Raw genomic sequence first — 12,759 nt, 5'->3', positions numbered from 1 at the left:
GCCGTTTCTTCTGGCGGATTGGCCGGTCACTTCAAGCAAACTGTTCGCGCTTGCGGCAGATAGGCGCGACCCAACGCAAAAGGCACCCATCCCAGATGGCTTGCAGGCCCTGAGTTGCGGGCAAACCCCTTTGGGTACAAGGCAATGCCGCTCAATCCACGCGTGACAGCAGGCCGCCGGCTTGCCGCCGCACCTTGCCCTCCAACTCCAGCGTCAACAGTTCGGATGCGATATGCGCAGAGGGCATTGCCAGATCTCGGATCAACTGATCTTCGGCCAAGGGGCTGGGGCCAAGTCGGGCAAGGATTTGGCTGTGCAGCTGCGAGATATCGGCCAGGGCGCGGCGGGCGGGCGTTGGCCCCGGCAAGGCTGTTGGTATCGGGTCGGGTTGCCTTTCCGGGTGGTGGACAATGGGTCGGCGCAAATCCGGCATGCCTGTGCCAATTGCCTCGATCACGTCAGAGGAGTTGCGCACCAAAATGGCACCATCGCGGATCAGCAGGTTGCACCCTGCGGCGCGGGCATCAAAGGGATGTCCAGGCACCGCCAACACATCGCGGCCTTGATCCAGCGCATTGCGCGCCGTGATCAAGCTGCCAGACCGCGCCGCCGCCTCGACCACCACCACGGCCCGCGACAGCCCCGACACCAGACGGTTGCGCATGGGGAAATGGCGGGCTTGTGGCGCAAGGCCCATTGGTTGCTCGGATATCCGGCAGCCTTTTTCGCCGATCTCTCTGGCAAGCAACGCATTTTCTTCGGGGTAGATCACATCGACACCGCCCGCCTGCACCGCCACAGTTCCCAATGCCAGCGCCGCCTTATGCGCCGCCGCATCAATTCCCCTTGCCAGGCCCGACACCACGACAAAGCCCTTTTCACCCAAGGTTTCCGCCAGCCGGCTTGCCATGCGCACCCCGAGGCTGGATGCATTTCGCGCCCCGACCATCGCCACGCTTGGCCGGTTCAGCAGGGCCGCATCGCCGATGGCCCAAAGCACGGGCGGCGCATCGCCCAGGTCATAAAGCGCTTCGGGATAGCGCGCCTCACCCCAGCAGATCATTTTGGCACCGGCAATCCGCGCCAGGGACATTTCATGATGGGCCACATCCACGGGACAAAGCGCGTAATCCTTGACCCCGGCCGCAGCGGCAATTTCGGGCAATGCCGCCAAGGCGGCCCCGGCGCTGCCATGTTCCGCCAAAAGCCGATGAAAGGTAACCGCCCCCACCCGGCGTGACCGTATCAGTCGTAACCAATCCAGGCGCTGGTCCGCTGACAGGTCTGCGGTGGCGGCGCGGGCGTGATTAAAAAGGTCCGAATCCATTGGGCGCTTTCCGTTGATCAGAGGCCAGCTTTCACCAATCGAAGTTAACGGGCCGTGAACAAATCCGGGAATCTCTTGTCTGCGATAATTTTTCCGGGCCTGTGCATCTCGTGATTGGCAGTCGGGGGCGAAGCGCCTATATTCACCCGATGTTTGATACATTGCTTCGCCGCTTGATGGCCCCGTCCCCCGATCGTTTGCCAGACACAGATGCTGATTTGGCCTTGGCCGCCTTGCTGGTACGGCTTGCGCGCGCCGATGGCGATTATGCCGCCGTTGAAATGGCCCGCATAGATAAAATTCTGGCCAGGCGGCATGGGTTGGCCCCCGACGGCGCCAGCGCGATGCGCGCCGAGGCCGAGCTGCTGGAACAAGAGGCGCCCGATACCGTGCGCTTTACCCGTGCCATCAAAGAGGCCACGGCTTTGGACGACCGCACCGATCTGGCGCAGGCGCTATGGTCTGTAGCCCTGGCAGACAACAGCCGCAGCCCTGAAGAAGATCAGCTCATGCGGCTTGTCATCAGCCTTTTGGGCCTGACCGATCAGCAATCGGCGCTTGCGCGGCAAAGGGCCGCAAAGGCATGATTGCCGCGCTGCCGATGTATGATTTTGACGATCTGATCGCTGCGAATGATACCTTGTGGGCCCGGGTTCGTGACGGGCTGCGGGCGCATCAAATCGCCGCCCCCCCCGGCACTGACACGCGGCATCGACCCTTGGGATATCTGGCAATCGCCTGACCTGTTGCTGGCCCAAACCTGCGGATACCCGTTTCGGGCGCGCCTGCACCCGAATGTCACGTTGGTTGGCACGCCTGATTTTGGGGTCGAAGGCTGCGCGCCGGGTGAGTATTGCAGCTATTTCATCATCCGGCACAATGACCCGCGCGGTGATGGTGGGGCACTGGCTGCGTTTGACGGGGTTTGCCTGGCTTACAATGAGGCAATGTCACAATCGGGTTGGGCGGCACCACAAACCCATGCGGCCCATCTTGGCCTGAGGTTTCCAACGGGGCTGAAAACCGGGGCGCACCGGGCCACAGCACAGGCAATCATCGAAGGCCGCGCTGATTTGGGCGCCGTTGATGCTATAACCTGGCGGCAATTGCAGCGACTCGATCCTCAAATGCAAGGGCTGCGCGTGATCGCCCAAACCCCACCCACCCCCGGCCTGCCGCTGATAACCGCCGCCAACGGCCCTGCCAAAGTGCTGTTTGATGTGGTCACGCAGGTCATCGCGCAGCTTCCCCGGACAGTGCGGGTGATTCTGGGGCTGCAAGGTTTGGTTGCCATTCCTGCAAGCGCCTATCTGGCGGTAGAAAATCCGCCCTCGCCTTGCCAAAACGGCAGCGCAGCGTGAACAAATCGGCCCTTTGACGCCACGCTTTGCCACAAACCCCGTTGCAAAGGCCCAAATTATGCGCCCTAATTTGCGCGAACCAATCGCCAAAGTGAGAATTCGTGACGCTAGCAGCCACCCCCGCCGCCCCACAAGCCGCTGATGCGGTACTTGACCCGGAGGCCCCCGTCATTGAGATCAGGGATCTACATAAAAGCTATGGTCAGCTTGAGGTGCTGAAGGGCATCGACATGGTGGCCCCCAAAGGGCATGTGATTTCGCTGATCGGTTCATCCGGCTCGGGTAAATCGACGCTGTTGCGGTGCTGCAATCTGTTGGAAGACAGCCAGCAAGGTGTCATCAAGTTTGAGGGCGAGGCGGTCCAGTGGCGCGGCGTGGGGCTGAACCGTCACCCCGCTGACCGGGCGCAGGTGACGCGCATCCGAACCAACCTGTCCATGGTGTTTCAGCAATTCAACCTGTGGTCCCACATGACGATTCTGCAAAACGTGATGGAGGCCCCGGTGACCGTATTGCGGCGCGACCCGGCCGAGGTAGAGGAAAAGGCGCGGCATTATCTGGACAAGGTCGGAATTGGCGACAAGGCCGATGCTTGGCCTGCGATGCTGTCTGGTGGGCAGCAACAACGTGCGGCGATTGCCCGCGCGCTGTGCATGGAACCCCGCGCCTTGCTGTTTGACGAACCGACTTCGGCACTCGACCCCGAATTGGAGCAAGAGGTTATCAAGGTTATCAAGGCCTTGGCCGAGGAGGGCCGCACCATGCTGCTGGTCACGCATGACATGCGGCTTGCGGCCGATGTGTCGGATCATGTGGTGTTCTTGCACCAGGGTCGCACCGAAGAAGAAGGCCCGCCCGAGGCCGTGTTTGGAAACCCGCAGACACAGCGTTTGCGTGGCTTCCTTTCTGCGGGCGGCTGAGGCACAAAGAACCATCAAAAGCTTTACGACAGGGAGAATCCAATGAAAAAGCTGATCTTGACGACTGCACTGCTTGCGCTGACCGCTGGCGCAACATTTGCCGATACCGTGCGCATGGGAACCGAGGGCGCATACCCCCCCTACAACTTCATCAATGATGCCGGTGTGGTTGACGGGTTTGAGCGTGAAGTCGGGGATGAGCTTTGCGCCCGCGCCAAGCTGACCTGTGAGTGGGTGACCACCGATTGGGACAGCATCATCCCCAACCTTCAGTCCGGCAACTATGACACCATCATCGCAGGCATGAGCATCACGGATGAGCGCAAGCAAGTGCTGGCCTTTACCCAGAACTACTTTCCGCCAGCGGCCAGCGCCTATATCGGGTTGTCGGCGGATGTTGATCTGACAACAGCCATTGTTGCCGCACAAACCGGAACAATTCAGGCCGCGCATGTCGCCGCAAGCGGTGCAACCCTGGTAGAATTTGCCACCCCGGATGAAACCGTTGCCGCCGTTCGCAACGGCGAGGCCGACGCCGTATTCGCCGATAAGGATTATCTGGCCCCCATTCAGGCAGAATCAGGCGGGCAATTTGCCTTTATCGGTGATGACGTTGCCTTGGGCGACGGTATCGGGATTGGCCTGCGCCAGTCAGATACCGAGTTGCAAGCCAAGCTCAACGAGGGAATCACAGCCATGAAGGCCGATGGTTCGCTGAACGTTTTGATCAAGAAGTGGTTTGGCGAAGACGCCATCACCTTCTGAAAACGCTGACCGCGGCAGCGCCGCCTTTTTTCACCAAAAGGCCAGCGCTGCCGCAACTGGATTTTCATGTTTTCAAGCTGCGCCGATCCTTCAACCCTTTCCGGCCTGTCCTGGCTGCGGTGTTACCTGACCACGGGTAAGCACCTTGATTTCTATTGGTCATTTGTAACCGTGCTAACCCTCTTGGCGGTAACGGCGCCCGTATCCTTGGGCTTTGGCTTTGGCGGGGCAATGCTGGCACGCTCGCATCATTTACCGCTGCGGATCATTGGCAAGGGCTATACCGCCATGGTGCGCGGTGTGCCGGACATCGTGTTTTTCCTGTTCTTTGTCATTGCCTTGGATCAGGGCATCGAATGGATGGTACATCAGGTGCGCTGCCCGGACTGGATTGAACCAATTCGCAACGGGCTGGAGTTTCGGGTTTGCCCACAGGCGAAAGTGCCGCAAAACTCGGCCCCGCAGCTTTGGCATTCGGTCTATGGCTTTGCGCTGGCGGTTGTGACCTTTGCATTGGTGTTCGGGGCCTTTGCCTCGAACGTGCTATATGGCGCGATGCAGGCTGTACCTCGGGCGCAGTTAGAGACAGCCGAGGCTTATGGCATGACCCACGCCCAGGTTTTTCGCCGGGTACTGGTGCCGCAGATGTGGGTCTACGCCCTGCCCGGCCTGTCAAATCTTTGGATGATTCTGATCAAGGCGACACCTTTGCTGTTTTTGCTGGGGGTGCAAGATATCGTCTATTGGGCGCGCGAATTGGGCGGCGCGAAAACCAGCGCCTATGCCTATCCGCACCCTGATTGGCGCTTGTATTACTTCTTGGGGCTGCTGGTATTTTATCTGGTGATGACCAAACTGTCCGAGGTGGTGTTAACCCGGGTCCAGGCCCGATTGAGCCACGGACAGGCCACCGCCGCCGGTGAAGCGCAACGAAAGGCCGCCGTATGAGCTGCCTGCAAACCATTGCCGATTATGGCCTGCGGTCGGTGGGCGTGGGTGAGCGTTTGCTGCCCAAGGCCGATATTACGCTGTGCCAGCAGTTCACCCTGATAGGCTCGGGCCTGATCTGGAATGTCTATTTTGGCATCCTCGCGCTGTTCTTCGGGTTTTTATTCGCCAATGCGTTGGCGCTGGCCAAATCATCGCGCTATGCCATTGCCCGCAAACCCGCCGAATGGTTCATCTTTGTGTTTCGCGGCTCGCCCTTGTTCATCCAGTTTTTTCTGGCCTATGAGGCACTGGTTTTGCTGCCGCGCAATGGGATTGAAATCTTTGGCCTGACGGCGCAGATCAGTTGGCTGTCAAAGGCCTGGGCCGGGGCGCTGATTGTATTGTTTCTGAATACAGCCGCCTATTCGGCCGAGATTTTCTATGGGGCGCTGCGCTCTATCCCCAAGGGTGATCTGGAGGCGGCCGATGCCTATGGCATTTCCGGCTGGTCCCGATTTGCCCGCATTCAATGGCCAACCATGCTGCGGTTGGCCTGGCCTTCCTATACCAATGAGGCGATTTTTCTGTTTCATGCGACAACGCTGGTCTTCTTCTCTGGCTTTCCGGCATTTCGACAAGAGGCTGACGCGCTTTATTACGCCAGCTATTTCGTGGATAAGACCTTTAACCCCTTCATTCCCTACCCTATCGTCGCCTTTTACTTCATCTTGCTGACCCTGACGCTGATCTGGGTCTTTGGCGCGGTGAATCGGCGGCTAAACCGGCACTTGCCATCAAACGAGCGGAGCAAACTGAAAGTGCGCCCGCAAATCATCAGGTGAAATATGAAAGACTGGCTGCGCAAACATCCCGAAGTCCGCACGATTCGTGTGGCGGCGGCCGATCTGAATGGGCAGGCACGGGGCAAGCGTATTCCCTCGCGGTTTGCTGACAAGGCCGTGAAAGACGGGATCAGGTTTCCGTTTTCCGTGCTGAACCTTGATATCTGGGGCGAAGACATTGATGACAGCCCCCTGGTCTTTGAACAGGGTGACGCAGACGGGGTCTTGAAACCGACCGAGCGCGGCTTCATGCCGATGCCCTGGCTAGAGGCGCCGACAGCATTGCTGCCAATCTGGATGTTTCGCGAAAATGGTCAGCCCTATGACGGCGACCCAAGGCAGGCTTTGGCGGCGGTTGTCGCACGGTACAAGGCACGCGGATTGACCCCGGTTTGCGCGATGGAGCTTGAATTTTTTCTGATCGACGATAGTGGCAAAAAGATGCAAGTGCCCGCGTCGCCCCGATCAGGCAAGCGCAGGAAGGCGGCCGAAACCCTGTCTATCCGGGCGTTGGATGCGTTTGATACGTTCTTTACCGATCTTTATGACGCCTGCGAGGCAATGGATATCCCCGCCGACACCTCGACATCCGAAACCGGCCTCGGGCAGTTTGAGGTCAATCTGATGCATTGTGATGATGCGTTACGGGCGGCGGATGATGCCTGGCTGTTCAAGATGCTGGTCAAAGGGCTGGCGCGGCGGCATGGGTTTGCGGCCTCGTTCATGGCCAAACCTTACCCGGAATATTCGGGCTCGGGCTTGCATACCCACTTCTCGATTCTGGATGAAAAGGGCGAAAACATCTTTGATTCCGGCGGGCCCAAAGGGACAGCCGCGCTGCGCCATGCGGTGGCGGGGTGCCTGGACGCGATGAATGATTCAACGCTGCTGTTTGCCCCGCATGGCAACAGCTATGAGCGCCTGGTGCCCGATGCCCACGCCCCGACCGTTACCTGTTGGGGGTATGAAAACCGCACAGCTGCGATCCGCATACCGGCAGGCTCACCGTCTGCGCGGCGGATTGAACACCGGGTCGCGGGGGGGGGATGTGAACCCCTATCTGATGCTGGCAGTCATTCTGGGCGCGGCCCTGAACGGGATAGAGGATGCAATCGAGCCGCCCGCCCCGATCACTGGCAACGCCTATTCTCAGGAAGGGCTGGATCAGATTCCGACCGACTGGGGCGCCGCGATTGAAGCCTTTGAGAAATCCAAGATCATGCCGCGGATTTTCAGCCGGGATCTGATCCGCAATTATGCCCTGACAAAGCGTCAGGAAATGCATTATCTGGCGGAATTGAGCGCCGAGGAACAGTTGGAGCTGTATCTGGATACGGTGTGATCAGGCATTGCCAAGGACTGACTGCCAGTTAAAATTTGCCTGAAATTTGCCCTGTATAGATATTGGATCTGTGCGGGGCTTGCAGGGCAAGGTCCAGGCACATACGCTAGCCGTAGCGGCCCGAAAAAGCGGCCCTCATACCGGCAAACGCGTTCAGCAAGCGCGTTCTCTAACCGGGACAGACGCGATAAACTGCTTTTGTGAGGGGGAAATTGGAGATCGACAGTTTCAGGCAAGACATGGCAGCAATGCCCCCGATCCTCTATTCTTTTCGTCGCTGCCCCTATGCAATACGGGCACGGCTGGCGGTTGCTGTTTCTGGTGTGCAGGTGGAGTTGCGCGATATTTTGCTGCGCGAGAAACCGGCGGCATTTCTGGCGGTCTCGCCCAGCGGAACTGTACCTTGTCTGGTGACGCGCGATGGCGTGATTGATGAAAGCCTTGACGTGATGATTTGGGCCCTGAACCAGCATGATCCAGACGGTTGGCTGAAGATGCCAAAGGCGGGGTGGGGCTGGATTTCGCGGGCGGATGGGCCCTTCAAGGCCGCGCTCGACCAGGTCAAATACGCCAGCCGGTTTGACGCCGCCAAGGTAGCGGTGGCGCGCGCCGAGGCCATGGCATTTCTTGAGGAACTGGAAGCGGTGCTGGACCTTTGGATTTTTGATCAACCAAGCCTTGCCGATTTTGCGTTACTGCCCTTTGTGCGGCAGTTTGCGTTTATTGACAAGCCGTGGTTTGATGCGCAAGCCCTGCCGAAAGTGCAAGCATGGCTGGCGCATTTCCTGGCCTCTGACCGTTTTTCGGAGGTGATGAAGAAGCGCCCGCTATGGCAGCCGCCTTGAGCTATTCCCCGTTCAACCCCGGCGCAAACGCGCAAAACGCTTTAAGCAGAGCCAACACCCCCCCCAATCGGGCAATGGGTGGCTTTGCCGGCCCAGCCAGTGCCCTGGTGTCTTGCTTCAGCACACCCCGGCGGCATCCATAGCCAGAACAACAGCAAAATCGGCCGGTGCGTCTAGCACATAGCCCCGCAGAATGTTGCACGGCGCATTTGCAACACGGCCAAGCCTGTGCGGTTTTTCATGCCCTTACCGCATGCGCTACCGGGCAGCAGTGCCTTTTTGTGTTTTCACGGCTGCACTGACTGGCAATCCCTGGCGGGACTACTCAGCCAAGCACACCCATGAATTCTCGCCATTCGCCCTTGCTCATCCCGGAATTTTCCTGGGTCACATCTTCGCCCTTCAACATTCGCCGCACGCAGTCAATCGCTTTGCCGCTTAGGGTCGCGCCGCCCATCCGGTAATCCTCAAACGCCGCAAAGGCGATAGGCACCCAGTCAGCGACAACTTTGCAGATCGCATCGGCATAGACGCGGATTTCATACTGGGCATGGGCGTCGGCGCGCAGGCGCAAAAAGTGGAAGAGATTGTGCAGGTCGGTCTTCCAATACCATTGAGTATAGATATTGGCGGGCAGGTTCATGCGGGCCAACTCACGGGCGAGGCCTTGCTGAGGGGTTCCATCAGGCTGGGTCTGGCTCAGCATCGCCTCATAATGGTCATAGGCCGCATTCGAATCGCGTTTAAGCATTTCCAGCACGCGGGCAGCTTCTTCGCCCTCCAACACAGCGCCGCGGCCCTGGTTGTTCACCACCGATTGCGCCGCCAACTGATCGGGCGCGGGAATATAAAATTCGCGATCAAGGATCGAGTAGCGGGCAGAGTATTCGTTCACATTCGCGGTCCGGTGGCGGATCCATTGGCGGGCGACAAAGACCGGCAATTTGACGTGCAGCTTGATTTCGCACATCTCGAACGGGGTGGAATGCCAATGCCGCATCAGATAGCGGATAAGGCCCTCATCGTTGGAAACATGTTTGGTTCCGGCACCATAGCTGACACGGGCGGCCTGTACGATGGCGGCATCATCCCCCATGTAGTCGATGACCCGGATGAAGCCGTGATCAAGCACCTCATGCGCAAGATAAAGATGCGCCTCCATCCCTTCGGACACGGCCCGCAGCGTCGGTTTCGGCGTCGCGCGTTGGGCAGAGATTTCAGCAAGCTGGTCAGGGGATAGGGGCATGGCGGCCTCATAAGCTGGGGTTTGCCCCATATCTATGGGGTGTTGTGCAGCAGCACAACTAGGTATGGCCAGATACGGCGGCATGGGCAAGTAGTGGACGTGAATGCGGGAAAATCGGCGCGACCTTTTTGCATCAACTTTGGCACGGAACCCTATGTACAGATTGACAAAAATGCGTCTTCACACGCATTGTTCATGAAAAACAGGCAATCGAGTGGTCAAAATGAAACTGAATTCCTTGGCGCCTCTGGCGCTTGTAATGGCCGTTTCTGCATGTGGCGGGGATTCATTACGTCCTGACGTCGTTGCAGGTGGCAGCACGACTGCCCCCCCCACCGATACCGGAATTGTCATTCCGGATGCGCTGAAGTACAATCTGAAAACTGCCGTTATCGTGCCCGGAGAGAACGGTGCGGCTGACACGCTACTGGTTGCAATCTCGGCGCTGGACACAACCCCCGTCAACGCAAGCTGGCAGCTTGAACCCAGCCTTGATATCCCCGGATACCGTGCATTCAAAAGGCAGGAAGATCCGCTTGACCGGTTGTTCATTGGCCTTGCCGCCAGCAGTGCGGATAAATCGGTCAGGGCCGTCGTTGCCGGCGACGGTGGCCAATTCAACCGGGTTTTCAGCGGTGCCATTTATGCTCGCAAAGATGGCTACACCCCACCGCCAGCAACCGCCAGCGGCCCCGGAACCGGGCAGGTTTCCTACAAGGGCAAATACGCGGGCCTGTTGAATGGTGGCAGTGTCGGCACTGCGCTTTTGCCAATTCCGCCCGGTCGCCCCACCGCCGCAACAGAAGCCCCCAAACAAGCGGCGCGGGTACAGGGTGACGTCTTCATGAACGCAAACTTTGCCGATAACGTGGTCAATGGCATCGTCAAGAACCGCAAAGTGGTTGACCTTGCCATCACCAACGACCCCAGCAGCGCAGTCTACGACAGTGGGTCCGGAGTTGAGCTTCAAAACGTCGTGTTGGTTAAAAGTGACATCATCGCCAACGGTACATTCACCGGCACAGCAGAGCGCGAAGTGGTAAAAACCAAGGTTGGCACGTATGGGGGCATCGTTGGTGGTGCAAATGGGTCAAGCATCGCAGGTGCCTTGCAGCTTGATACAATCTACGACAAGACCGGTACTCCAATTACCGACGCGCTGGAACGCGGGGTCTTTGTGCTTGACCAATGCGGACTGACGGCAACGGCCGGCGGGGATTGCCTTGGCACAGCGCCATAAAACCAGGCGTGCCCGCCTTGTCGCAGGGGTGCTGGCGCTTGGCGCTGTGCCAGCGCTCTTGGCCGGGCCTGTCGCCTTGGCACAGCCTGCCCCCGCTGAACGGGTTATAGCCTTCAGCCCCGATCAGGTGCGCCAGATGGGGTTGCAAGCCATGCAGCTTGGTCGCCCCGATATTGCCGCCAGAATGGCAACCGCTTTGCTGGAACAAGACCCGACGGATAGTTATGCGCATTTTCTGATGGCCAACGGGTTGATGAAATTGAACCGCATAAAAGAGGCAGAGGCTGCGGCAAAGCAATCTTACCGCTATGCCGAAACACCCGAGCAAACCTATCAGTCAGCCCATCTGGCCGCCGATCTTGCCTTTCGGCGCGGCGCTTTGACCACATCACAATGGTGGCTGCGCAAATCAGCCGAGGCGGCCCCGGATGAGGCGCGCAAAAACACCTCTGTTGCGCAATTTCGCGCGGTAAAGGCCCACAACCCGTGGCGCGTGGCCCTCGCCTTTTCTGCGCGGCCTTCGGATAACGTGAACAACGGCAGTTCTGGTCAGTATAACATAATTGACGGCCTGCCCCTTGTTGGCATCCTAAGTCAGGATGCGCAGGCGGTCAAAGGCGTGGTTGTCGATACCGCCGTCGCACTTGGCTACCGCATTTCCCAAGGCAAAAGCCATGAAACGACCCTGGGGCTTGAGGTTTTTACGCGTCGGGTGCATCTTGGCACGGCTGAAAAGACCCGGCTGGGCGGCGATCCGGGGTTTGGCTCTGGCCGGGTCGCGGTTTCCTTGCAGCAAGATTGGCGACCCGAAAACAGCAAACATCAGTTCAGCCTGGGGGGAAACGCCGGTCGGCAAACCTATCAGGGCGGCGGTGATTACAGCTTTTTGGGCTTGCATTTTGGGCACAGGATGCCGCTTGCCTCGGATATGCTTGTAAATAGCGGGCTGAATATCGAGCAACGGTCCGGGCAAGGCGGCAAACGGGGGGATCGCAGCGTTTCGCTACGCAGCACCCTGCTTTATCAGCTTGGAAATCAGGATCTGGTCGCGGCAAGCGCGCTGACGGGCCGGTTTGATACGGCAAACATGGGCCGCTCCAGCACGATGGTCGGTGTACAGCTTGACTATACGCTGGCCGAATCCATCGGGCCGGTAAGTTTAAGCGCGACACTTGGGGTGCAAAAAAGCCAGTACAACGGCTATTCCCTGATCGGCATTGCCGTGCCCGGCGGCAGAAACGATACATCTGGCTTTGCAGAAATGCAGCTTCAATTCAATGACACCAGCTATGCCGGATTCGCCCCGGTCTTGCGCCTGCGGCATCAGCGCACCCAGTCAAACGTAAGCCGGTTTGAAGCGCAGGAATCCTCTGTCGTCATTGGCCTTGCATCCAAATTCTAGGGCAGACCGCCGCGCACCGGCCCCCCATACCTACGACAAACCTCGCCTTTGCTGAAATATGGCCTATACTCCGGCACCTTACAGGAGCAAAAGCATGACAATAAAATATCTGCACACCATGGTCCGCGTCTTGGATCTGGAAAAATCCATCGCCTTTTACAAGCTGCTGGGATTGGTTGAAACCAAGCGCCATGACAGCGAGAAGGGCCGGTTTTCGCTTATATTCATGGCGCCCCCGGATCAGCCCGACTGCCCGGTAGAGCTGACCTATAACTGGGATGGCGATGAAGGCCTGCCCAGCGACAGCCGCCATTTTGGCCATTTAGCCTATGCGGTGGATAATATTCATGAAACCTGCGCCCATCTGGCGGCCAATGGCGTGGTTATAAACCGCCCGCCGCGTGATGGAAAAATGGCGTTCATACGCAGCCCGGACAATGTGTCGATAGAGTTGTTACAGGCCGGCGATGCCCTGCCCCCGGCAGAACCATGGCTAAGCGCACCCAACATCGGCCATTGGTAAACTGGTCTTGGCCTGC

Annotated in this window: 12 protein-coding genes and 1 pseudogene; 11 read left to right on the top strand and 2 right to left on the bottom strand. The window is 58.6% G+C overall.

The annotated features are described in order from the left end of the window. Positions 1 to 151: 151 nt before the first annotated feature. Positions 152 to 1,327 (bottom strand): DNA-processing protein DprA, encoded by a 1,176-nt coding sequence (gene dprA, locus VDP61_RS06530; RefSeq protein ID WP_323006140.1) that lies wholly within the window; start codon positions 1,325 to 1,327, stop codon positions 152 to 154. Between the two features lie 149 nt (positions 1,328 to 1,476). On the opposite strand from dprA, the gene VDP61_RS06525 reads away from it, so the two are divergent. The 8 genes and pseudogenes from VDP61_RS06525 to VDP61_RS06490 all read left to right on the top strand — a co-directional run bounded on the left by VDP61_RS06525 (position 1,477) and on the right by VDP61_RS06490 (position 8,332). Further along, a complete protein-coding gene (locus VDP61_RS06525) occupies positions 1,477 to 1,914 on the top strand; it encodes a TerB family tellurite resistance protein (RefSeq protein ID WP_323006139.1) in 438 nt (145 codons plus the stop codon). Positions 1,915 to 1,983: 69 nt separating this feature from the next. Further along, positions 1,984 to 2,688, top strand: a complete 705-nt coding sequence (locus VDP61_RS06520; RefSeq protein ID WP_323006138.1) for a phosphate/phosphite/phosphonate ABC transporter substrate-binding protein — start codon at positions 1,984 to 1,986, stop codon at positions 2,686 to 2,688. Between the two features lie 170 nt (positions 2,689 to 2,858). Then, positions 2,859 to 3,608, top strand: a complete 750-nt coding sequence (locus VDP61_RS06515; RefSeq protein WP_323006166.1) for an amino acid ABC transporter ATP-binding protein — start codon at positions 2,859 to 2,861, stop codon at positions 3,606 to 3,608. A 42-nt stretch (positions 3,609 to 3,650) separates the two neighbouring features. Next, entirely contained in the window at positions 3,651 to 4,373 is a 723-nt protein-coding gene (locus VDP61_RS06510; protein WP_323006137.1) for a transporter substrate-binding domain-containing protein, read from the top strand. A gap of 66 nt (positions 4,374 to 4,439) precedes the next feature. After that, positions 4,440 to 5,321 carry an ABC transporter permease gene (locus VDP61_RS06505; protein ID WP_323006136.1) on the top strand — a complete coding sequence of 294 codons (882 nt, stop codon included), beginning with the start codon at positions 4,440 to 4,442 and terminating at the stop codon, positions 5,319 to 5,321. Continuing rightward, positions 5,318 to 6,145, top strand: a complete 828-nt coding sequence (locus tag VDP61_RS06500; protein WP_323006135.1) for an ABC transporter permease — start codon at positions 5,318 to 5,320, stop codon at positions 6,143 to 6,145. Before VDP61_RS06505 ends, VDP61_RS06500 begins: the two co-directional genes overlap by 4 nt. A gap of 3 nt (positions 6,146 to 6,148) precedes the next feature. Beyond that, a pseudogene (locus VDP61_RS06495) lies at positions 6,149 to 7,487 on the top strand (glutamine synthetase family protein). Positions 7,488 to 7,735: 248 nt separating this feature from the next. Continuing rightward, positions 7,736 to 8,332 carry a glutathione S-transferase gene (locus tag VDP61_RS06490; RefSeq protein ID WP_323006165.1) on the top strand — a complete coding sequence of 199 codons (597 nt, stop codon included), beginning with the start codon at positions 7,736 to 7,738 and terminating at the stop codon, positions 8,330 to 8,332. Between the two features lie 325 nt (positions 8,333 to 8,657). Here the strand turns inward: VDP61_RS06490 and thyX are convergent, their stop codons facing one another. Further along, a complete protein-coding gene (gene thyX, locus VDP61_RS06485; RefSeq protein ID WP_323006134.1) occupies positions 8,658 to 9,578 on the bottom strand; it encodes an FAD-dependent thymidylate synthase in 921 nt (306 codons plus the stop codon). A 259-nt stretch (positions 9,579 to 9,837) separates the two neighbouring features. On the opposite strand from thyX, the gene VDP61_RS06480 reads away from it, so the two are divergent. The 3 genes from VDP61_RS06480 to VDP61_RS06470 all read left to right on the top strand — a co-directional run bounded on the left by VDP61_RS06480 (position 9,838) and on the right by VDP61_RS06470 (position 12,743). Next, entirely contained in the window at positions 9,838 to 10,818 is a 981-nt protein-coding gene (locus VDP61_RS06480) for a hypothetical protein (protein ID WP_323006133.1), read from the top strand. Then, the gene (locus VDP61_RS06475; RefSeq protein ID WP_323006132.1) at positions 10,802 to 12,220 is read left to right on the top strand and encodes a surface lipoprotein assembly modifier; all 1,419 of its coding nucleotides are present in this window, start codon (positions 10,802 to 10,804) and stop codon (positions 12,218 to 12,220) included. The genes VDP61_RS06480 and VDP61_RS06475 overlap by 17 nt, the downstream gene beginning before the upstream one ends. Before the next feature lie 94 nt (positions 12,221 to 12,314). Continuing rightward, complete coding sequence (locus VDP61_RS06470) at positions 12,315 to 12,743, top strand: VOC family protein (RefSeq protein ID WP_323006131.1); 429 nt, start codon at positions 12,315 to 12,317, stop codon at positions 12,741 to 12,743. Positions 12,744 to 12,759: the final 16 nt, after the last annotated feature.

Origin of the sequence: Pseudorhodobacter sp. (genome assembly GCF_034675685.1) — a bacterium.
GTDB lineage: Bacteria > Pseudomonadota > Alphaproteobacteria > Rhodobacterales > Rhodobacteraceae > Pseudorhodobacter.
Note: the sequence above shows the minus strand (reverse complement) of the source record. Positions and strands in the feature narration are given on the sequence as shown.

Coding starts and splice junctions, on each gene's coding strand:
- thyX (WP_323006134.1), bottom strand. CDS start 9,578: ATGCCCCTATCCCCTGACCAGCTTGCTGAAATCTCTGCCCAACGCGCG.
- VDP61_RS06480 (WP_323006133.1), top strand. CDS start 9,838: ATGGCCGTTTCTGCATGTGGCGGGGATTCATTACGTCCTGACGTCGTT.
- VDP61_RS06470 (WP_323006131.1), top strand. CDS start 12,315: ATGACAATAAAATATCTGCACACCATGGTCCGCGTCTTGGATCTGGAA.
- dprA (WP_323006140.1), bottom strand. CDS start 1,327: ATGGATTCGGACCTTTTTAATCACGCCCGCGCCGCCACCGCAGACCTG.
- VDP61_RS06490 (WP_323006165.1), top strand. CDS start 7,736: ATGCCCCCGATCCTCTATTCTTTTCGTCGCTGCCCCTATGCAATACGG.
- VDP61_RS06525 (WP_323006139.1), top strand. CDS start 1,477: ATGTTTGATACATTGCTTCGCCGCTTGATGGCCCCGTCCCCCGATCGT.
- VDP61_RS06505 (WP_323006136.1), top strand. CDS start 4,440: ATGTTTTCAAGCTGCGCCGATCCTTCAACCCTTTCCGGCCTGTCCTGG.
- VDP61_RS06510 (WP_323006137.1), top strand. CDS start 3,651: ATGAAAAAGCTGATCTTGACGACTGCACTGCTTGCGCTGACCGCTGGC.
- VDP61_RS06500 (WP_323006135.1), top strand. CDS start 5,318: ATGAGCTGCCTGCAAACCATTGCCGATTATGGCCTGCGGTCGGTGGGC.